General features: G+C 63.2%; 18 protein-coding genes. 11 read left to right on the forward strand and 7 right to left on the reverse strand.

What is annotated here, in order from left to right; translation table 11 throughout:
- Positions 1-110: 110 nt before the first annotated feature.
- The 5 genes from CXR43_RS09510 to CXR43_RS09530 all read left to right on the forward strand — a co-directional run bounded on the left by CXR43_RS09510 (position 111) and on the right by CXR43_RS09530 (position 5,945).
- Positions 111-1,121: an ABC transporter ATP-binding protein gene (locus CXR43_RS09510; RefSeq protein ID WP_103333718.1), complete on the forward strand. Its 1,011-nt coding sequence runs from the start codon at positions 111-113 to the stop codon at positions 1,119-1,121.
- On the forward strand, positions 1,114-2,175 hold the full coding sequence (locus CXR43_RS09515; protein ID WP_103333719.1) for an ABC transporter ATP-binding protein: 1,062 nt from the start codon (positions 1,114-1,116) through the stop codon (positions 2,173-2,175). Before CXR43_RS09510 ends, CXR43_RS09515 begins: the two co-directional genes overlap by 8 nt.
- Positions 2,172-3,872 carry a peptide ABC transporter substrate-binding protein gene (locus tag CXR43_RS09520; protein ID WP_103333720.1) on the forward strand — a complete coding sequence of 567 codons (1,701 nt, stop codon included), beginning with the start codon at positions 2,172-2,174 and terminating at the stop codon, positions 3,870-3,872. The genes CXR43_RS09515 and CXR43_RS09520 overlap by 4 nt, the downstream gene beginning before the upstream one ends.
- Before the next feature lie 152 nt (positions 3,873-4,024).
- Positions 4,025-5,032: an ABC transporter permease gene (locus tag CXR43_RS09525; RefSeq protein ID WP_103333721.1), complete on the forward strand. Its 1,008-nt coding sequence runs from the start codon at positions 4,025-4,027 to the stop codon at positions 5,030-5,032.
- A complete protein-coding gene (locus CXR43_RS09530; protein ID WP_210402074.1) occupies positions 5,025-5,945 on the forward strand; it encodes an ABC transporter permease in 921 nt (306 codons plus the stop codon). The genes CXR43_RS09525 and CXR43_RS09530 overlap by 8 nt, the downstream gene beginning before the upstream one ends.
- Positions 5,946-6,004: 59 nt before the next feature.
- Here CXR43_RS09530 and CXR43_RS09535 read toward each other — a convergent pair whose 3' ends face one another.
- Together CXR43_RS09535 and CXR43_RS09540 are read right to left on the reverse strand one after the other, a co-directional pair.
- Positions 6,005-6,742, reverse strand: coding sequence for an SDR family oxidoreductase (locus tag CXR43_RS09535; protein WP_103333722.1), 738 nt, complete (start codon positions 6,740-6,742; stop codon positions 6,005-6,007).
- 66 nt (positions 6,743-6,808) lie between these two features.
- Positions 6,809-7,078 (reverse strand): usg protein, encoded by a 270-nt coding sequence (locus CXR43_RS09540; protein ID WP_103333723.1) that lies wholly within the window; start codon positions 7,076-7,078, stop codon positions 6,809-6,811.
- 190 nt (positions 7,079-7,268) lie between these two features.
- Between CXR43_RS09540 and gyrA the strand changes: the two genes are divergently transcribed.
- The 6 genes from gyrA to gluQRS all read left to right on the forward strand — a co-directional run bounded on the left by gyrA (position 7,269) and on the right by gluQRS (position 13,734).
- Positions 7,269-9,977, forward strand: coding sequence for a DNA gyrase subunit A (gene gyrA, locus CXR43_RS09545; protein WP_103333724.1), 2,709 nt, complete (start codon positions 7,269-7,271; stop codon positions 9,975-9,977).
- Entirely contained in the window at positions 9,970-10,299 is a 330-nt protein-coding gene (locus CXR43_RS09550) for a hypothetical protein (protein ID WP_103333725.1), read from the forward strand. Before gyrA ends, CXR43_RS09550 begins: the two co-directional genes overlap by 8 nt.
- Positions 10,300-10,385: 86 nt before the next feature.
- On the forward strand, positions 10,386-11,090 hold the full coding sequence (locus CXR43_RS09555; RefSeq protein ID WP_103333726.1) for a hypothetical protein: 705 nt from the start codon (positions 10,386-10,388) through the stop codon (positions 11,088-11,090).
- Positions 11,091-11,156: 66 nt separating this feature from the next.
- A complete protein-coding gene (locus CXR43_RS09560) occupies positions 11,157-11,507 on the forward strand; it encodes a DUF6614 family protein (protein WP_103334164.1) in 351 nt (116 codons plus the stop codon).
- Between the two features lie 44 nt (positions 11,508-11,551).
- A complete protein-coding gene (trmFO, locus tag CXR43_RS09565; RefSeq protein WP_103334165.1) occupies positions 11,552-12,883 on the forward strand; it encodes a methylenetetrahydrofolate--tRNA-(uracil(54)-C(5))-methyltransferase (FADH(2)-oxidizing) TrmFO in 1,332 nt (443 codons plus the stop codon).
- Entirely contained in the window at positions 12,871-13,734 is an 864-nt protein-coding gene (gene gluQRS, locus CXR43_RS09570) for a tRNA glutamyl-Q(34) synthetase GluQRS (RefSeq protein WP_103333727.1), read from the forward strand. Before trmFO ends, gluQRS begins: the two co-directional genes overlap by 13 nt.
- 81 nt (positions 13,735-13,815) lie before the next feature.
- On the opposite strand, the gene CXR43_RS09575 is transcribed toward gluQRS, so the two are convergent.
- The 5 genes from CXR43_RS09575 to CXR43_RS09595 form a co-directional block, all read right to left on the reverse strand.
- On the reverse strand, positions 13,816-14,364 hold the full coding sequence (locus CXR43_RS09575) for a sarcosine oxidase subunit gamma (RefSeq protein ID WP_103333728.1): 549 nt from the start codon (positions 14,362-14,364) through the stop codon (positions 13,816-13,818).
- The gene (locus CXR43_RS09580; RefSeq protein WP_103333729.1) at positions 14,357-17,362 is read right to left on the reverse strand and encodes a sarcosine oxidase subunit alpha family protein; all 3,006 of its coding nucleotides are present in this window, start codon (positions 17,360-17,362) and stop codon (positions 14,357-14,359) included. The genes CXR43_RS09575 and CXR43_RS09580 overlap by 8 nt, the downstream gene beginning before the upstream one ends.
- Positions 17,359-17,682, reverse strand: coding sequence for a sarcosine oxidase subunit delta (locus tag CXR43_RS09585; protein ID WP_103333730.1), 324 nt, complete (start codon positions 17,680-17,682; stop codon positions 17,359-17,361). The genes CXR43_RS09580 and CXR43_RS09585 overlap by 4 nt, the downstream gene beginning before the upstream one ends.
- A gap of 78 nt (positions 17,683-17,760) precedes the next feature.
- A complete protein-coding gene (locus CXR43_RS09590) occupies positions 17,761-18,198 on the reverse strand; it encodes a hypothetical protein (RefSeq protein ID WP_210402075.1) in 438 nt (145 codons plus the stop codon).
- A gap of 70 nt (positions 18,199-18,268) precedes the next feature.
- Positions 18,269-19,516, reverse strand: a complete 1,248-nt coding sequence (locus CXR43_RS09595) for a sarcosine oxidase subunit beta family protein (protein WP_103333731.1) — start codon at positions 19,514-19,516, stop codon at positions 18,269-18,271.
- Positions 19,517-19,730 lie beyond the last annotated feature (214 nt).

Here is a 19,730-nt window from a genome sequence, read left to right on the forward strand (position 1 = left end):
ATGCCGCTTGCGGGATGCACAAAAATCTCTAACACTTGGTCAAATCACCGGGCGAGCCTTGGCTATGACACCGGAATAATAAATAAAAAGAACCACTTGGGGGTTACCATATGGCCGATGGGGCCGCGCCCGTCCTTGATGTCCGGGGGTTAAAAACTGTATTTCGCACCCGTGGGGGCGAAGTGCATGCCGTGAATTCAGTCAGCTTCCACCTCAACCCCGGTGAACTTTTGGGCGTTGTCGGAGAAAGCGGCTCCGGCAAGTCTGTAACGATGATGTCGCTGATCGGGCTGTTGCCCTCGCCGCCCGCAGATGTGCGCGGGGGCACGGTGATGCTGGGCAACCGCGATCTGCTGAAAATCAGTGCGGATGAGCTGCGCGATGTGCGCGGCGCAAAGGTCGGCTTTGTCTTTCAGGACCCGATGACCAGCCTGAACCCGGTGTTCACGGTGGGCAACCAGATCATGGAACCGCTGATCCGCCACATGGGGATGAGCAAGAAACAAGCCCAGGTGCGCGCGGCGGAACTGCTGGCGCTGGTCGGCATCCCCGATGCGGCGGCGCGGCTCAAATCCTACCCGCACCAGTTTTCCGGCGGCATGCGGCAGCGGGTGATGATCGCCATAGCACTCGCCTGCGACCCCGATGTGCTGATCGCGGATGAACCGACCACGGCATTGGACGTTACCATTCAGGCGCAGATTCTGGAACTGGTGAAAGACCTGCGCCAGAAACTGGGCATGGCGATTGTCTGGATCACCCATGATCTGGGGGTGATCGCGGGCATCGCCGACCGGGTGATGGTGATGTATGGCGGTCAGGTGGTTGAACAGGCCCCGGTGAAGGACCTCTTTGCCAATCCGCAACACCCCTATACCCGCGCTTTGCTGAAAACCATTCCGTCGCTGACCGGGGAGCGTGAGGCGCGGTTGCAGGTGATCGAAGGCCAGCCGCCGATCATGACCGGCGCGCCCGCCGCCTGCCCCTTCCGGGACCGTTGCGCGCATGCCTTCGCCCGCTGCTTTGTGGAAAACCCCGAACGCCGCGCGATTGACGGGTGCGAGGTTGGCAAGGGCCATGACGTGGCCTGCCATTGGGTGGCAGAGGTGGCGCATGCTTGATGTGGCCAAACCGATCACGCCACTGGTGCAGGTGCGCGGGTTGAAAATGTATTTCCCGATCTATTCCGGCATTCTGCGCCGCCACACCGGCGATGTGAAAGCGGTCGATGGGGTCAGCTTTGACATCATGCCGGGCGAAACCCTTGGGCTGGTGGGCGAATCGGGCTGCGGCAAATCCACCGTGGGCCGCGCCCTGCTGCGGCTGTACGAGATCACGGGTGGCACGGTCGAGATCAACGGCACCGATGTGGCGACCCTTGGCACCGAAGATCTGCGAAAGGCCCGGCCGCAGATGCAGATGGTGTTTCAGGACCCGCAGGCCAGCCTGAACCCGCGCATGACGCTGGCCGATATCATCGGCGAGCCGCTCAACGAACACACAGACTGGGACGGTGACCGCAAACTGGCCCGGATCTATGAGCTGATGGATGCCGTGGGTCTGAACCGCCGCTTTGCCAACCGCTTCCCGCATGAATTTTCCGGCGGGCAGCGCCAGCGGATCGGGATTGCCCGTGCCCTCGCCCTCAACCCGCGCTTTATCGTCTGTGACGAGCCGATTGCGGCCCTGGATGTCTCGATTCAGGCGCAGGTGGTGAACCTGCTGGAGGATTTGCAGGAAAAGTTCGGCCTGACCTATCTGTTCATCAGCCATGATCTGTCGATGGTGCGCCATATCGCCGACCGGGTGGCGGTGATGTATCTGGGCCGGATTGCCGAGCTTTCCCCGCGCGATGCGCTTTATGCCCGCCCGCTGCACCCCTATGCCGAGGCGCTTTTGTCGGCGGTGCCCGAACCGGACCCGACGCTGGCGCGGTCGCGTCAACGCATCATCCTGCAAGGCGATGTGCCCTCGCCCGCCAATCCGCCAAAGGGCTGCAATTTCTGCACCCGCTGCCCCAAGGTGTTCGACCTGTGCCGTCAGGTCAAACCCGAGCTGGCCGAGGTGGAACCGGGCCGCTTTGTGGCCTGCCATCTGTATTCCGATCCTACCGCCGCCGGATCAACCGGCGCGTCCACTGCCAACGAGCACAACCAACAAGGAGTGTCCCTATGAAACTGAAAACCGCCCTTCTGGGCGCGGCCGCCACATTGGCCTTTGCGCCTGCCGCATTTGCGGAACGCGGGGCCGATGGCAACGTCAACGTCCTGTATTCGCAAGCCGTCTCGATCATGAACGCCTATCTGTCTTCGGGCACCAAGGATGTCGAAGTGGGCTCTCTGGTGCTGGAGCCGCTGGCCGGTTTCGACCAGGATGGCAATGTCATCCCGCGTCTGGTCACCGAAATTCCATCGGTGGAAAACGGCGGCATCTCCGAAGACCTGACCACGATCACCTGGAAACTGACCCCCGGCCTATTGTGGTCGGATGGCACGCCGGTGACAGCGGCGGATGCCGTCTTCTCGTATGAATACTGCACCCATCCCGAAGGCGGCTGCGCGCAGGCCGCGCGCTATGAAGGGATCGAAAAGGTCGAGGCGCTGGATGATCTGACCGTCAAGATCACCTGGACCGGGCCAAAGCCCAACCCCTTCACCGCCTTTGTCGGTGCCACCTCGCCCATTCTGCAGGCCGCGCAATTTGCCAATTGCCTTGGCACCGCCGCCCCCACCTGCACCGAACAGAACTTCCGCCCGATTGGCACCGGCCCCTTCATGGTCACCGATTTCAAGGTGAATGACGTGGTCGAACTGGCCGCCAACCCGAATTACCGCGACCCGGCCAAACCGGCCTTTGCCACGATGACCGTCAAGGGCGGCGGCGATGCGGCGGGGGCAGCCCGCGCCGTGATGGAAACCGGCGAATTCGACTACGCCTGGAACACCCAGATCAACCCCGAACTGCAGGCCCAGATGGAGGCTGGCGGTCAGGGCAAGTTCGTGTCCGCCTTCGGCACGCTGGTCGAGCGGATCGAGATGAACATGACCGATCCGTCGCCGGATCTGCCAGAAGGCGAGCGCTCCACCGCCATGCACCCGCACCCGATGCTGTCGGACATCCGCGTGCGCAAGGCCCTGTCGATGGCCATCGACCGCAGCCTGCTGGTTGAAGTCGGCTATGGCAATGCCGGGCGCCCGACCTGCAATCTGGTGCCGGCACCGGCGCAATTCGCCTCGCCCAACACCGACTGCATCGCTCAGGATATGGAAGGGGCCAAAGCCCTGCTGGACGAAGCCGGCTGGGTCGCGGGGGCAGATGGCATGCGCGCCAAGGATGGCGTGCCGATGAAGCTGCTGTACCAGACTTCGGTCAACCCGGTGCGGCAGGACTTCCAGGCGCTGATCAAGGGCTGGTGGAATGAGCTGGGCGTCGAGGTCGAGCTGAAATCGGTCGACGGCGGTGTGTTCTTTGGCGGCGACCCGGGCTCGCCCGACACCTTCCAGAAATTCTATGCCGATGTGGAAATGTATGCCAACAACTTCGATGGCACCGACCCCGAGCCCTATCTTGCGCAATACCTGTGCGACAAGGCCCCAAGCCCGGCCAATGGCTGGCAGGGGGAAAACATCAACCGCTATTGCGACCCGGCCTATGATGCGCTGGTGGCCGAACTGGCCAGCACCCGCGAGCCGGAAAAGCGCAGCGAAATCGCCATCCGCCTGAACGAAATGCTGACCAAGGACAGCTATGTCATCGTGCCGCTGGTGGATCGTGGACGGTTGTCGGCCCATTCCAACACGCTGGGCGGCGTGGTGCTGAACACTTGGGATTCCGAACTGTGGAACGCCAGCGACTGGTTCCGCATCAAGTGATCTGACATCCGGGGCGCGCCTGATCGAATTTTCGGTGAAAATTCAAAAGGGCGCGCCCCTTCCCTTTCCATCCTCTCCCTCAACCCTCGTGCGGGTCTGAATTTTCACAGAAAAATTCATGCCCGCCCGACTGCACAACCGAGGCGTCGCCGATGCTTACCTTCACGATCCGCCGGTTGCTGCTGGCGATCCCGACGCTCTTGTTCATCTCCTTGGTGATTTTCCTGCTGGTCGATTTCGCGCCCGGCTCACCGATGAGCCAGATCCCCCTGACGGTACCGCCCGAAGTGCGGCTGCGCATCATCGAGGCGATGGGGGCCAACGAGCCGATCTTTGTGCGCTACCTGTTGTGGCTCAAGCAATTCTTCTGGGTCGAACCGCTGGTGATGATCGATGGTATCTTCGGTACCACCTGGTCCGAGGGGATGCAGCGCATCGTCAGCTGGCAGTCGCGCAGCCCGGTCATGGATATCATCGCCGAACGCATGCCGCAGACCCTGACCGTGGTCGGCTCGGCCTATGTGATCGGCGTTCTGATCGCGGTGCCGATCGGCATTTATTCGGCCTACCGGCAATACAGCTGGTTCGACCAGATCGGCACCTTCATCGCCATGATCGGCTTTTCGGTGCCGACCTTCTTTACCGGGGTGGTGCTGATCCTGGTGTTTTCGGTCAATCTGGGCTGGTTCCCGTCAATCTACAACACCAGCCTGCGGGTGACCGACTGGGACAGCTTTTTGCAGCAGGTGCGGCAGATGGCCATGCCGGTGGCGGTGCTGGCGCTGTACAACGCGTCACAGATCAGCCGCTACATGCGGTCATCGATGCTCGACAATCTGGCGCAGGATTATGTGCGCACGGCGCGCGCCAAGGGCATGTCGGAACGGGTGGTCGTCCTGAAACACGTGCTGCGCAATTCGCTGATCCCGGTGGTCACCGTCATCGCGCTTGGCATTCCCACCATCTTTGGCGGGGCGATCATCACCGAACAGGTGTTCAAGGTGAACGGCCTTGGTGCGCTGCTGATCAATGCCATCCAGGGGTCGGATCTGCCGATGGTGCAGACCCTGACCTTCATCTTTGCCGTGCTGATCGTGCTCTTCAACCTGATTGCCGATGTGCTCTACGGCATGCTCGACCCGAGGATCCGCTATGACTGACATCTCCGCCATCGAGAAACCCCGCAGCCAGTGGTCGGATGTCTGGTCGCAGTTCAAGACCCACAAGGGCGCGGTTGCGGCGCTGACGGTCTTTGTGCTGCTGATCCTGTTCGTGACCGTGGGCCCCTTCATCTGGACCGCCGATCCCACCTATATCAACCCCGATGCGGCACAGATGATCCGCACCCGCAACAAGCCGCCAAGCTGGGACTTTCCCCTTGGCACCGATCAGCTGGGCCGCGACATGCTGGCCCGGATGATGAAGGGCGGGCAGGTTTCCATCGCGGTCGGGCTGGTGGCAATGACCATCTCCATCCTGCTGGGCACGCTGGTGGGGGTGACGGCGGGCTATTTCCGCCGGCTTGACGGTCCGCTGATGCGGCTGACCGACCTGTTCCTGGCCCTGCCCCTGCTGCCTTTGCTGCTGGTCATGGTCATGCTGTTCCGCGATCCCCTCTCGCGTACCCTGGGGCCAGAGGGTGGCACCTTCCTGCTGATCGTCTTTGCCATTGGTGTCACCAGCTGGATGCAGGCCGCCCGCATCGTGCGCGGCGAGGTTCTGGCGCTGAAAGAGCGTGAATTCGTGCTGGCCGCGCGGTCCATCGGCACCCCGTCGCGCCGGATGATCCTGCGCCATATCCTGCCCAATGTGGTCAGCCCGATCATGGTCTCGGCCACGCTGGGCATCGCCTCGGCCATCATCACCGAATCCGCTCTGTCTTTCCTCGGCCTTGGCTTTCCGCCCGATTTCCCGACCTGGGGGCGGCTGTTGTTCGACGGGGTGGATTACATCCAGCAATATCCCGAACGGGTGATCTGGCCCGGTGTGGCGATCTCTCTCACCGTGCTGTCGGTCAATTACATTGGTGACGGCTTGCGCGATGCACTGGACCCAAGGATCAGGGGGCGCTGACGCGACAGGCGGCCTGTGCCGCCTGTCCTGCGATGAAACCGGGGGTGCGGTGACGCGCCTCAGCCCCGCCCAAGATACGGCATGTCGCGCGCCATGATGGTCATGAAGGGCACGTTCACATCCAGCGGCAGATTGGCCATATGCAAGACCGCCTCGGCCACATGCACCACCGGCATCAACGGTTCGGGACGCATCTCGCCGCTGGCCTGCGGCATGCCGCTGGAAAACCCGGCCGTCATCTCGCTGGCAGCATTGCCGATGTCGATCTGGCCGCAGGCAATATCGAACCGCCGCCCATCGACCGCGAGGGTTTTTGTCAGCCCGCTGACCGCATGTTTTGACATGGTATAGGGGGCAGATCCGGGGCGCGGGCGGTCCGCGCTGATCGACCCGTTGTTGATGATCCGCCCGCCCTGCGGGTCTTGCCGCCGCATCAGGCCAAAGGCCGCGCGGGCGCAGAGGAACATGCCGGTGATGTTCACATTCGACAGGGCCAGCCAGTCGGCCACCGCAATCTCGTCAATCGGTTTGCCCGGCAGCGACATGCCGGCATTGTTGAACAACACATCCAATCGCCCGAACTGTGCCGCAACCCGCGCAAAGGCCGCATCGACCTGCGCCTCATCCGTGACATCGGTGGGCAGCACCAGCGCGTCATGCGTGCCAGCGGTTTCGCGCAAAGCGTCCTCTCTGCGGCCCACCAGTGCCACCTGCCAGCCTGCCGCGATGAACGCCCGCGCCGTGGCCCGGCCAATGCCCGAGCCTGCCCCGGTGATCAGAATGCTGCGCTGTGCCATGTGGTCTCCTCCCGTATGCTACGGAGCAGACCTTAACGACCGTCCTGCGGCGGGACCAGTGCTTGCTTAATGCAACCGGAACTCTCCGACCACATTGCGCCATTCATTCGGACCGATCAGCCGCTTGTGGCTGAACCGCACCGAATGCAGCGGGCCTTCAATCTTGTCCTGCCAATATTCAATGAACTTGAACAGGCGCGGATAATCGGGGGCAAGATCATAGTCCTGCCAGATGAAGGTATTGAGAACATTACGATAATCGGGCAAGCGATAGAACATTTCTGCCGTGGTCAACCCATAGCCTTTCAGCATCAGTTCGGTCTCGGTTCTCTCCATATGACTCTCCTGTGTCATGCCTGTCACAGAATCATGCCAGCTTCAGATTAAAAATCAATGATTTCAATTTGTTATCACTGCCTCGACCCGGCTGCCAGATCGCATGCCGAGGCGGCATTGCACCCCATCCCTTGCATGGTGTAAGGTTGCCCCAACAAGATATAGCCCCCCGTAAGGAAGGCCCGGCCCCATGAGCGATACGCCCGAAGACACTGATAAAACAGACGAAAAGCCGGTCTACACCGGCCCGCAGATCGACATCGCCGCCGAGATGAAGACCGCCTATCTGGATTACGCGATGAGCGTGATCGTCAGCCGCGCGATCCCCGATCTGCGCGACGGGCTCAAACCCGTCCACCGGCGCATTCTGTTTGCCATGAGTGAATCGGGCAACAGCCACGACAAACCCTACCGCAAATCGGCGCGGCCCGTGGGCGATACCATGGGGAAATACCACCCCCATGGCGATAGCGCGATCTATGACGCGCTGGTGCGGATGGCCCAGCCGTTTTCGATGTCTTTGAAACTGCTCGATGGTCAGGGCAATTTTGGCTCGATGGACGGCGATTCCGCCGCTGCGATGCGCTATACCGAAGTGCGGATGGACAAGCCCGCCGCCTTCCTGCTGGCCGATATCGACAAGGAAACCGTTGATTTTCAAGACAATTACGATGGCAAAGACCGGGAACCCACGGTCCTGCCCGCGCGCTTTCCCAACATGCTGGTCAATGGTGCGGGTGGCATCGCCGTCGGCATGGCTACCAACATCCCGCCGCACAATCTTGGCGAAGTGATCGACGGCACGCTGGCCTTGATCGACAACCCCGATCTGTCGTCCGAGGCGCTGATGGAGATCATCCCCGCCCCGGATTTCCCCACCGGCGCCACCATACTTGGCCGGTCGGGCGCGCGCAAAGCCTATCTGGAAGGGCGCGGCTCGGTCATCATCCGCTCGAAAACCCATATCGAAGAGGTCCGCAAGGACCGCTACGCCATCATCATTGATGAGGTGCCCTATCAGGTCAACAAGGCCGCGATGATCGAGAAGATCGCCGAACTTGTGCGCGAAAAGCGGATCGAAGGCATCTCAGCGGTCGCCGACGAATCCGACCGGATCGGGATTCGCGTGGTGATCGAATTGAAACGCGACGCAACGCCGGATGTGGTGCTGAACCAGCTGTTCCGCTTCACGCCCATGCAGACCAGCTTCGGCTGCAACATGCTGGCGCTGAACGGCGGCCGCCCCGAACAACTGACGCTGCGCGATTTCCTCACGCATTTCATCACCTTCCGCGAAGAAGTTGTGGCGCGCCGCACCGCGTTCGAGCTGCGCAAGGCACGCGAGCGCAGCCATATCCTCTGCGGTCTGGCGGTTGCCGTGTCCAACGTGGATGAGGTGGTGCGCACCATCCGCGCCTCTGCCGATGCCGCCGAAGCGCGTGAAAAGCTGATGACACGCCGCTGGCCTGCCGCCGACATCGCGCCCTATATCCTGCTGATCGACGATCCCTCCCACACGATGAACGAGGATGGCACCTATAACCTGTCGGAAGTGCAGGCCCGCGCCATTCTGGAATTGCGGCTGCAACGCCTGACCGCGCTTGGCGTCAAGGAAGTCACCGACGAGCTGGAAGAACTGGCCGGCAAGATCAAGGAATACCTTGAGATTCTGGGCTCACGTGACCGGATCATGGCCATCATCTCGGACGAGCTGCGCGAGGTGAAACAGCTTTTCGCCGTGCCGCGTCGCACTGAAATCGTCGACTGGGCCGGCGATATGGAAGACGAGGATCTGATCGAGCGCGAGGATATGGTCGTCACCATCACCTCCGGCGGCTATATCAAGCGCACCCCCCTGGCCGAATTCCGCCAGCAGAACCGGGGCGGCAAGGGCCTGTCGTCGATGGCGACCAAGGAAGATGATGTGGTGACGACACTTTTCGTTGCCAATACGCACACTTGGCTGTTGTTCTTCACGACAGATGGCATGGTCTACAAGCTGAAAACCTGGCGCCTGCCGCTGGCGGGCCGCACCGCCAAGGGCAAGGCCATCGTCAATATCCTGCCGATCCAGCCCGGGGTTTCCATCGCAGCCCTGATGCCGGTGGATGTGCCAGAGGATGAATGGGAAACCCTGCAGATCGTCTTTGCCACATCCGATGGCGATGTGCGACAGAACGACCTGTCGGACTTCACCAACGTCAAGCGTAACGGCAAGATCGCCATGAACCTGCCCGAGGGCGTGCTGCTGGTGAATGCCGCGATTGCCGATGAAAATGACGATGTGATGCTGGTCACCGCCCTTGGCCGCGCCATCCGCTTTTCCACCACCGAAATCCGCGTGTTCAAATCGCGCGGGTCCACCGGCGTGCGCGGCATCCGTCTGGCCGAGGGGGATAAGGTGGTGTCGATGGCCATCATCCGCCACTTCGAGGCCACGCCCGAGGAGCGGGAGGCTTACCTCAAGCAGCGCCGCCTGATGGCAGGGGCTGTGGAGGATGAGGCCGAAGCAGATGAAGACGAAGAAACCGTTGCAGTGGGCCAACTTAGCCCGGAACGTTACAGTGAAATGTCAGCATCCGAAGACCTGATCCTCACCATCACCGCAGGCGGTGCGGGCAAGCTGTCGTCCAGCCACGGTTATCCGGTGCGCGGGCGCGGCGGCATGGGGGTGATGGCGATGGACAAGGCGATGCGCGGCGGTCGGCTGGTGGCGTCATTCCCGGTCGATCCGTCGGATCAGATCATGCTGGCCACCTCCACCGGCCAGTCGATCCGGGTACCGGTCGATCAGATCAGCTTCCGCTCGCGCTCTGCCGGGGGCGTGCGGGTGTTCAACGTCGGCCGCGACGAAGTGGTGGTCTCGGTCGCCCGCGTCGCCGAACAGGGCGATGAATGACCTGGACCACCGGCTGGCAAGCCTCGCCGCTGCCGGTCAGACCATCACCTATGGCCAGCTTGCCCGCGATCTCGGCTGGCGGATGGGCCAGCTGACCGCGGCCCTTGAGGCGCTGATGGAAACCGATGCGCGCAACGGCCAGCCGTTGCGCGCAGCGCTGTGCGAGGCCCGCCTCTCGGCTGGCCTTCCCGCCCGGGGGTTTTTCGACAAGGCGGCAGAGCTTGGCTTTGCCATCGGCGACCCCGCCGCTTTCACCGCACAGCACCGTGCCGCGCTTTACAGCGCCGATGTTGCCCCTCCGCCACAGTCCGGGGCTGGTTGATCGCACCGGTTTACAGCCTGTCCCCCGACCGCGTATCCATCGGGCAACGCGCGACAAAGCGCGATGCAATAACCATTGAGGCACCTATGAAGCATTCCCTTTCCCTGGCTCTGGCCGGCCTGTTCTGCGCAACGGGCGCGCAGGCATTCGAGGTTACCGGCGGTTCGCTCTCGCTGGGCTATTCCAGCTTTGTCGGCAGCAGCGAGGCCACCGATGTCAGCAAGCTGTCACTGGGCAGTTCGATGGAATTTGCCCTGTCGCACCAATTTGCGCTGCAAGGCGATTTTGCCCTGACCCAGCTTGATGCCTCCAATACCGACAACCTCAACTTCGGCCTGCATGCCATTGTTCATGCAAATGAAAGCACCTCTGTCGGGGCCTATGTCGGGCGCGACCGGTTTGAAGGGCAGAACCTGAATTACTTCGGGTTCGAGGTCGGGCATCAGGCCGGGCTGATCGACGCCGAAGGCTATGTGACCTTCGCCAAGGATGGGGGCACCGATGGCACCGTCATCGGCATCAAGGGCGATTATGCCCTGACCGGGACCGCGATGGTCGGGGCACGCCTTGACAACCTGAACATCGAAGGCGCCGATACCACGCGCTTTGGTCTGACCGGCGCAGTGGATGCGCTGCCCGGCGTGACGGTCACCGGTGAACTGGGCCGCGCCCGGATCGAGGGATTGGGGTCCGAACCCTATGTCTCGGTCGGCGTCAAGGTGACCTTCGGCGAAAAGCGCGGCACCAGCTTTGAGCGCCGCAGCATCATCGACCTGTTGCCCGGCGGCTGAGCCGCAGCGCTTAACCCTTTGGCAACAGGGCCGTGCCTATCTTCACCGCAAAGGGAGATGGCACGGATGAACCTTTATCACTGCATGATCGAATTGCGGCAAGACAGCCGCGCCTTGGCCTTTGCCAAGGCGGTCGATAACTGGATGGGCTATCTGCAAACGCATGGGCTGATCACCGGCTGGCGGCTGATGCGGCGCAAGTTCGGCCTCGCCTCGGGCGCCCATCCCGATTTCCTGCTGGAGGTGGAGGTGAAGGGCATGGCCGCGCTGGATGACGCCTTTGCCGCGCTCGCCGCCGCAGATGAAGAGGCGGGCCGCCGCTATGATCTGATGCATCAGATGATCGCGCATGTCGATGTCGGCCTCTACCGTCCCTACCCCGATGCCTCTCAACGTGAACGGATTGCGCTGGTGTGACGCGCCCGCTTGAAAGCGGGGGGCCGGCGGGATATCTCCCGCGCATGAACAAGACACTCCACATCATCGGCGGCGGTATGGCCGGGACAGAAGCGGCATGGCAGGCGGCGCAACAGGGTGTGCCGGTCGTCATCCACGAAATGCGGCCCAAAACAGGCACCTTTGCCCATCGCACCGGGCATCTGGCCGAAATGGTCTGCTCCAACTCCTTCCGGTCCGATGACCATGAAAGCAATGCCGTGGGCCTGTTGCATTGGGAAATGCGCGCAGCCGGCGGCTTGATCATGGAACAGGCCGCCGCGCACCGCCTGCCTGCGGGCGGCGCGCTGGCAGTGGACCGTGACCCGTTTGCGCAAAGCGTCACCGCCCGCATCATGGCGCATCCGCTGATTTCCGTCTCCTATGAAGAGATCACCGACCTGCCGACCGATGGCCACTGGATCATCGCCACCGGCCCGCTGACCTCGGGCGCGCTGGCCGAAAGCATCCGCGCCGCCACCGGGGCCGAGGCGCTGGCATTCTTTGATGCCATTGCTCCCATCGTTTATGCCGACACCGTCGATATGTCGGTGGCCTGGATGCAGTCGCGCTATGACAAGGGCGAAACGGTTGAAGAACAGACCGCCTATATCAACTGTCCGCTGACCCGCGAACAGTACGAGGATTTCATCGACGCGCTGCTGGCGGCAGAAAAGACGGAATTCAAGGAAGGCGAAACCGCAGGCTATTTCGACGGCTGCCTGCCGATTGAGGTGATGGCCGAACGCGGCCGCGAAACCCTGCGCTTTGGCCCGATGAAGCCGGTGGGCCTCACCAACCCGCACCAGCCCGATGTGAAGGCCTATGCCGTGGTTCAGCTGCGTCGCGATAACAAGCTGGGCACGCTGTTCAATATGGTGGGCTTTCAGACCAAGATGAAATATGGCGCGCAAACCGATGTGTTCAAACGCATTCCAGGTCTGACCAATGCCAGCTTTGCCCGTCTGGGCGGCATTCACCGCAACACCTTCATCAATTCTCCCACCCTGCTGGATGATCAGATGCGCCTGAAATCGCACCCGCATATCCGCTTTGCCGGGCAGATCACCGGGGTGGAAGGCTATGTCGAAAGCGCCGCCATGGGCCTCTTGGCAGGCCGGATGGCGGCGGCAGAGATCAAGGGCACCACCCTGCCGCCGCCCCCACCCGAAACCGCCACAGGCGCGCTGATCACCCATATCACCGGCGGGGCTGAGGCAAAAACCTTTCAGCCGATGAACGTCAACTTCGGCCTCTTCCCCCCGATCGACGCCCGCGGCGGGCGGCGTGGCCGCAAGGACCGCTACAAGGCCTATACCGACCGCGCCAAAGACGCGTTCACGGCATGGCTGGGGTAGCGGCCCCGGCGTCAGGCGGGTTCACAACCCGCTTCGCGCCCTCGCCCACCGGCCCGCTGCATCTGGGCCACGCCTATTCCGCCCTCCTCGCGCATGACATGGCCCGCGCCGCCGGGGGCCGCTTCCTGGTGCGGATGGAAGACACCGATACCGAACGCAGCAAATACGCCTGGGAGGCGCAGATCCTCGATGATCTCGCATGGCTTGGCCTGACATGGGATGGCCCGGTGCACCGCCAGTCCGACCATATCGCGGAGTACACCGCGCGGCTGGAGCCGCTGGTGGCCCGGGGCCTGCTGTACCCCTGCGCCTGCTCCCGGTCCGATATCCGCGCAGCGCTTGCCGCACCGCAAGAGGGCAGCATCCACCCCTTCTATCCCGGCACCTGCCGGCACCGCCCGATAGAGTCGCGCCAGCCCGGCGATGCGCTGCGGATCAACCTTGCCGCCGCCCTCGCCCAACTGCCCCCGGGCATCGGCTTTGCCGAAACCGGGGCGGCCCATGCGGGGCAGCACATCCTCAACCCCGCCGAGGCCATCTCCCGCATCGGCGATGTGGTCCTGTCACGCAAGGGCGAAGAGATCGTCGCCTATTTCCTCGCCTCGGCCCTGGATGATGCCGATCACGGCGTGACCCATGTGATACGGGGGGAGGATCTGTTTGATTTCACCCCGGTGCAGGTGATCCTGCAGCACCTGCTCGGCCTGCCGACGCCCACATACCACCACCACCGCCTGATCCGCGATGATCAGGGCAAACGGCTGGCCAAGCGGGATGACGCCCGCGCCTTGGCAAAATACCGCGCCGAAGGGGCGACGCCGCAGGATATCCGCGCCCTCGTCGGTCTGTAACCATTATCTGTTTTCTAAATATCCTCCGGGGGTCTGGGGGTGGAAAACCCCCAGTGCAACGCCCGCCCCGCGGTGCACCGCCTAGAGTTCAGCCCCCGGCCGGGCGGAGACGCTCAACAGCCCCATCACATAGCCCGCGACCGAGCGGAAACACACCAGCGTAAAGCCGCCCTCCTCGGCCCAGAACGCCGCCGCCACCTGTGCCGCGCGGCTGCGGCGCAGCTCATTCGGCTCCAGCCGGTCGAAATCCACCGGCGACAGCTTGCGCAGCACCTGATCGGCCTTTGCGCCCTCGATCCGGAACACCGCGCGCGCGTCAGAGACATCGACCGCCAGATGGTGCTGGCCCTGCAAGGCCTCACCGATCCGGGCCAGAGCGCCCGCCACATCTGCATAGGGCAGGATCAGCAACAGCTCATCCGGGCTCATCCATCCGGCCGCACATGGCCCCTGCCGCACAATGCGCCGCATCTGGGGCATGGCGCAGCCGGTGGCAGCCTGCACCGCCGCCTCCAGCCCCGGTGTGCCCGCCTTGGCGCGCAGCGTGATCATGCCCAAGGGGCCGATCTCACGCAGTTGCGCAAACCCATCATAGCTTGCGCCCTGCAACGCGCTGACCGGATCAGACATTCTGCTTTTCCCCATCCTTGTCAAAGAACACCGGGTCCACCACCCGGGCCGGTGTGACACCACCATCCATTCTGGTGAACTCCACCACTTCGCCCATCCGCGCCGGACCCTGGCGCAAGAGCCCCATCGCAATGCCGCGCCCCAAGGTCGGCGAATGATAGGTCGAGGTGACGCGCCCCTGCACGCGGCGCTGATTGTTGGCGTTCACCCCATGCTCGGGGATATAGGCGCCATCCTCGATCACCGATCCGTCCAGCGTCTCGAACCCCACCAGTTTCCAGCGGTCGGGATTTGCCAGAAAGCTGCGCTCTTGCCCGCGTTTGCCCAGATAATCGGGCTTTTTCTTCGAGATGGCCCAGTCCAGACCCAGATCCTGCGGGATGATGGTGCCATCGGTTTCATCGCCGATCATGATAAAGCCCTTTTCGGCCCGCATCACATGCAGGGCCTCGGTGCCATAGGGCATTGCGCCGAACGCCGCCCCCGCCTTGTGCAACAAGGCCCAGAACGCCGCACCCTGGCTGGCAGGCACGGCGATTTCATAGGACAGCTCGCCCGAGAAACTGATCCGGTACACCCGGCAGGCAAAGCCACCAAGCGTGCCATCGGCCCAGTGCATGAAGGGCAGCGCCTCTTTCGACACATCCATCCCGCCAAGGCTTTCCAACAGCTTGCGGGCATTTGGCCCGACAACCGCCACCTGCGCATATTGCTCGGTCACATTGGCGGTGAACACCTGCCAGTCCCACCATTCGCATTGCAGCCAGTCTTCCATCCAGGCATGAATGCGATCCGCCCCGCCCGATGTGGTGTGGCACAGCCAGGTGTCGGCGTCGATGCGCGCCACCACGCCATCATCCGACAGGAAGCCCTGTTCATTGCACATCAACCCGTAGCGGCATTTGCCGATGGGCAGGGTGCTCATCACGCCGGTGTAAAGCATGTCAAGGAATCGCCCGGCATCAGGGCCTTTGACGATGATCTTGCCAAGGGTCGATGCATCAAGCAAACCAAGGGCTTCACGCGTGTTCTTCACCTCACGGTGCACCGCCTGTTCCGGCGTCTCGCCGGGGCGCTGGAAGCAATATGGCCGGCGCCAATGGCCCACGGGTTCGAAATAGGCACCGTTCTGCTGGTGCCAGTCATGCATCGGTGTCTTGCGCAGCGGCTGAAAGATCTCGCCCCGCGCTTCACCCGCCAAGGCCCCCAGCGGCACCGGGGTATATGGCGGGCGGAAGGTCGTGGTGCCGACCTGTGGGATCTGCGCATTCAAAGAGTCAGCAAGCACCGCCAGACCATTGATATTGCTTAGCTTCCCCTGATCCGTCGCCATGCCCAGCGTGGTGTAGCGCTTGGTGTGTTCGACGCTTTCATAGCCCTCGCGCGCGGCCAGTTGCACGTCTGACACTTTCACATCATTCTGGAAATCCAGCCACATCTTGGACCGCAGCGCGATGCCAGCGCCTTGCGGCATGATCCAGACCGGTTCCAGCGCAGATTCGTCCGCCACGTCATGGGCGGGCACTTCCTCTGACTCCGCTTCAAATCCAAGGGCTTGCAGCGCGATCTTAACCTGCGCATCAGCATCTGCCACCGCCTGGCGCAGCGCGCCATTGGCGGCACCGGCGCAAAGCACCATGGCCGTGCCATCGGCATGCAGCGGCGGACGGGTGGCGTCGGGGCGGAACATCGCCTCGGACTCGTCCCAGATCAGCTTGCCGCCGCAATGGCTCCACAAATGCACCACCGGCGACCAGCCGCCGGACATGGCCACCGCGTCGCAGGACAGCGTCGTGCTGGCCGCACCCTCGCCCGCCTGCTGGCAGATCTCGACCGCCTCCACCCGCTTGCCACCCTTGACCCGCGCGATGGCGCGCCCGGTTTCAACCCTTATGCCAAGGGCGCGGGCGCGTTCCGGCAGCGGCCCGTTGGCGATGTTGCGCGCGTCGATCACCGCCGCAACCTCCAGCCCTGCTTCCTTGAGCACAATCGCGGTGCGATAGGCGTCATCATTGTTGGTGACCACCACGGTTCGGTCGCCCGGGGAAACCGCCCAGTTCACCGCGTAATCGCGCACCGCCCCCGCCAGCATGACGCCCGGAATGTCATTGCCGGCAAAGGACAGCGGCCGCTCGATCGCACCCGTGGCCGCAAGGATCTTGCCCACCCGCATCCGCCACAGCCGGTGCCGGGGGCGCCCGTCGCCGGGGGTGTGGTCGGCGAGCTTTTCATCCAGAAGGACATAGCCGTGGTCGTAAGACCCCGCCGCCATGCAGCGCAGGCGCAGGGTGACATTGTCCATCGCCGACAGCTCCAGCACCGCCGCCTCGACCCAGTCCGCCGCAGGCATGCCGCCCACGACATCGCCATCGACCGGTGCGCGCCCGCCCCAATGGGCGGTCTGTTCCACCAGCCAGACCCGCGCGCCAGCCCGCCCCGCCACCAGCGCCGCCTGCAACCCGGCCACGCCGCCGCCGACGATCAGCAGATCGCAAAAGGCATAGGCCTGTTCATAGCGGTCGGCATCGCGGTCCTTGGGGGCAGAGCCAAGGCCCGCCGAATGCCGGATGATGGGTTCAAAGAAATGTTTCCACGCCGCACGCGGGTGGATGAAGGTCTTGTAATAGAACCCCCCCGGCAGCAAGCGTGCGGCATAGTTGTTCACCACGCCCACATCGAAGTCCAGACTGGGCCAGTGGTTCTGGCTGCGTGCCTCCAGCCCGTCGAACAGTTCGGTCGTGGTGGTGCGCTGGTTGGGCTCCAGCCGCGCGCCCTGCCCCAGATTGACCAGCGCATTGGGCTCTTCCGCCCCGCTGGCCACAAGGCCGCGCGGGCGGTGGTATTTGAACGACCGGCCCAGCAGCATCTGGTCATTGGCCAGAAGCGCCGAGGCCAGCGTATCCCCCGCACAACCGCGCAGGCGTTTGCCGTTGAAGGTGAAGTCAAGCGGGGCAGACCGGTCGATCAACCGGCCGCCGGATTTCAGACGCGTGCTCATGAAAAGCCCTTCCACTCGGGGCGCTTGGCCTTGATTTTTTCGACGATCTCGACGGGCGGCTCGGTCGATTGTGCCGGATAGGTGCCGAAGACTTCCAGCGTGGCGGTACAGCGCGCGGCCAGAAACCACTTGCCGCAGCCATAGGCATGGCGCCACCGCTCGAAGTGCACGCCCTTGGGGTTCTTGCGGGCAAACATATAAGCCTCGAACGCGTCGTCATCCGACCCCGGACCGAACCGCTTCAGATGCGCCTCACCGCCCGGGGCAAGTTCGGTTTCTTCGGCGTCGATGCCGCAATAGGGGCAGGAAAGGATCAGCATGGCACACCTGTGAACATGGAAACGGCGGGCGCTGTACAGCGCCCGCCGTGACGGGAAGTCATGAGAGAAAGAAACCTATCAGCCGCCGCTTGCGGGCGGCACGGTGCTGCCAGCCTCTGGCGCAGGGGCAGGATCGGCAGGGGCCGCCGGAGCGGTTGCGTCGGGCGTGGTTGCCGGAGCGGTTGCGTCAGGCGTGGTTGCAGCCGGAGCTTCGGTTGCCGGAGCAGGAGCCGGTGCTGTTGCCGGAGCTTCTGCGGCAGGCGCAGTTGCAGGGGCTTCGATGGTGACATTGTTGCTGCCATCGGCGGGCACAACGGTTGCGTCATCGCCACCAGACAGGACCAGCGCGCCGATGCCGACGGCGATAACGGCGCCGCCCAGCAGATAGGCGAACCAGTTGGTCGACGCGGGTGTCTCGCGGATATGCGTGGTGGTGCTGGTATTGGTCGCGTGGGGCGGGACGGCGGAGCTGGTCGTGTAGGTGGTGTTGGTCGGTGGGGTGTGCGGTTCGGCCATGACTGGTCCTCCTTGCAATACGTGATTGGAGGACAAACGCGGTCGATCACAGGAAGGTTCCCGGAAATCATTAATGCGCCACCCCGGCTGCCACCGACTCGTCGATGAACCGGCCTTCGCGGAAACGCCACATGTCGAATTCGGCCGCCAGCGGCCCCGGCTCGCCGCGCGCCATCAGATCGGCCATGGCCCAGCCAGAGCCGGGAATGGCCTTGAACCCGCCGGTGCCCCAGCCGCAGTTGATAAAGCAATTCCCCAGCGGGGTTTTCGAGATGATGGGCGAGCGGTCGCCGGTCATATCCACGATGCCGCCCCATTGCCGCAGCATCTTGAGCCTTGAAATCATGGGGAAAGTCTCAACCAATGCGCGCAGCGTTTCCTCGATATGATGAAAAGACCCGCGCTGGGTGTAGTTGTTGAATCCGTCGGTGCCGCCGCCGATCACCATCTCGCCCTTGTCGGACTGGCTCATGTAGCCATGCACCGTGTTGGCCATCACCACCACATCCATGCAGGGCTTGATCGGCTCTGACACCAGCGCCTGCAGCGCCATCGATTCCACCGGCAGGCGGAACCCCGCCATATCGGCCACCTGCCCGGAATGGCCCGCCACCACGATGCCCAGCTTTTTGGTGCCGATATAGCCCTTGCTGGTCTCGACCCCCGTCACCTGGCCATTTTCCGACCGCACCCCGGTGACCTCGCATTGCTGGATGATGTCCATCCCCATGTCGGAACAGGCCCGCGCATAGCCCCAGGCCACCGCATCATGCCGCGCCGTACCGCCGCGCGCCTGATAGAGCGCGCCCAGGATCGGATAGCGTGGCCCGTCAATGTTGATGATCGGCACCAGTTGCTTGACCCGCTCGGGCGTGATCCATTTGGTGCTGACCCCTTGCAGGTTGTTGGCATGCACCGTGCGCAGATAGCCGCGCACCTCGTGATGGGTCTGCGCCAGCATCAGGAGCCCGCGCGGGCTGAACATGATATTGTAGTTCAGCTCCTGGCTCAGGGTTTCATACAAGGACCGCGCCTTTTCATAAAGCGCGGCAGACGGGTCCTGCAGGTAGTTCGAGCGGATGATCGTGGTGTTGCGCCCGGTATTGCCACCCCCCAGCCAGCCCTTTTCGAGGATCGCCACATTGCGGATGCCGTGGTTCTTGCCAAGGTAATAGGCCGTGGCCAGCCCGTGCCCGCCGGCGCCGATGATCACCGCGTCATAGGACGCCTTGGGCAGTGGCGATTTCCACGCCCGTTCCCAGCCTTGATGGTGGCTCAGCGCCTCACGCGCGATGGCAAAGACCGAATAGCGTTTCATGGCGGCATTCCTTCGGACGGGCAGGCAGTTGCGTCTGTGTGACGTGATACCGGATTGCCGCCGCCACCCCAAGCGGCACAACAGGGAAAATTGCGACATCGCGCCCGATTGCTGTCGCAGGCGGGTGTCGCAGACCGCAGGCCAATCCAGCTGCGGCCAATTCGCGCCTTTTGTCCGGGGCAATCACCCCTTACATGAAGGGGGCAAGGCAAAA

The organism is Pseudotabrizicola formosa, assembly GCF_002900965.1.
Classification (GTDB): domain Bacteria; phylum Pseudomonadota; class Alphaproteobacteria; order Rhodobacterales; family Rhodobacteraceae; genus Pseudotabrizicola; species Pseudotabrizicola formosa.

What these genes read in the sequence shown, in the direction of transcription:
- CXR43_RS09520 (WP_103333720.1), top strand. Translation starts at nt 2,172, where the DNA reads ATGAAACTGAAAACCGCCCTTCTGGGCGCGGCCGCCACATTGGCCTTT.
- CXR43_RS09555 (WP_103333726.1), top strand. Translation starts at nt 10,386, where the DNA reads ATGAAGCATTCCCTTTCCCTGGCTCTGGCCGGCCTGTTCTGCGCAACG.
- CXR43_RS09590 (WP_210402075.1), bottom strand. Translation starts at nt 18,198, where the DNA reads ATGGCCGAACCGCACACCCCACCGACCAACACCACCTACACGACCAGC.
- CXR43_RS09515 (WP_103333719.1), top strand. Translation starts at nt 1,114, where the DNA reads ATGCTTGATGTGGCCAAACCGATCACGCCACTGGTGCAGGTGCGCGGG.
- CXR43_RS09535 (WP_103333722.1), bottom strand. Translation starts at nt 6,742, where the DNA reads ATGGCACAGCGCAGCATTCTGATCACCGGGGCAGGCTCGGGCATTGGC.
- CXR43_RS09560 (WP_103334164.1), top strand. Translation starts at nt 11,157, where the DNA reads ATGAACCTTTATCACTGCATGATCGAATTGCGGCAAGACAGCCGCGCC.
- gyrA (WP_103333724.1), top strand. Translation starts at nt 7,269, where the DNA reads ATGAGCGATACGCCCGAAGACACTGATAAAACAGACGAAAAGCCGGTC.
- CXR43_RS09585 (WP_103333730.1), bottom strand. Translation starts at nt 17,682, where the DNA reads ATGCTGATCCTTTCCTGCCCCTATTGCGGCATCGACGCCGAAGAAACC.
- CXR43_RS09530 (WP_210402074.1), top strand. Translation starts at nt 5,025, where the DNA reads ATGACTGACATCTCCGCCATCGAGAAACCCCGCAGCCAGTGGTCGGAT.
- gluQRS (WP_103333727.1), top strand. Translation starts at nt 12,871, where the DNA reads ATGGCTGGGGTAGCGGCCCCGGCGTCAGGCGGGTTCACAACCCGCTTC.
- CXR43_RS09540 (WP_103333723.1), bottom strand. Translation starts at nt 7,078, where the DNA reads ATGGAGAGAACCGAGACCGAACTGATGCTGAAAGGCTATGGGTTGACC.
- CXR43_RS09580 (WP_103333729.1), bottom strand. Translation starts at nt 17,362, where the DNA reads ATGAGCACGCGTCTGAAATCCGGCGGCCGGTTGATCGACCGGTCTGCC.
- CXR43_RS09575 (WP_103333728.1), bottom strand. Translation starts at nt 14,364, where the DNA reads ATGTCTGATCCGGTCAGCGCGTTGCAGGGCGCAAGCTATGATGGGTTT.
- CXR43_RS09595 (WP_103333731.1), bottom strand. Translation starts at nt 19,516, where the DNA reads ATGAAACGCTATTCGGTCTTTGCCATCGCGCGTGAGGCGCTGAGCCAC.
- trmFO (WP_103334165.1), top strand. Translation starts at nt 11,552, where the DNA reads ATGAACAAGACACTCCACATCATCGGCGGCGGTATGGCCGGGACAGAA.
- CXR43_RS09510 (WP_103333718.1), top strand. Translation starts at nt 111, where the DNA reads ATGGCCGATGGGGCCGCGCCCGTCCTTGATGTCCGGGGGTTAAAAACT.
- CXR43_RS09525 (WP_103333721.1), top strand. Translation starts at nt 4,025, where the DNA reads ATGCTTACCTTCACGATCCGCCGGTTGCTGCTGGCGATCCCGACGCTC.
- CXR43_RS09550 (WP_103333725.1), top strand. Translation starts at nt 9,970, where the DNA reads ATGAATGACCTGGACCACCGGCTGGCAAGCCTCGCCGCTGCCGGTCAG.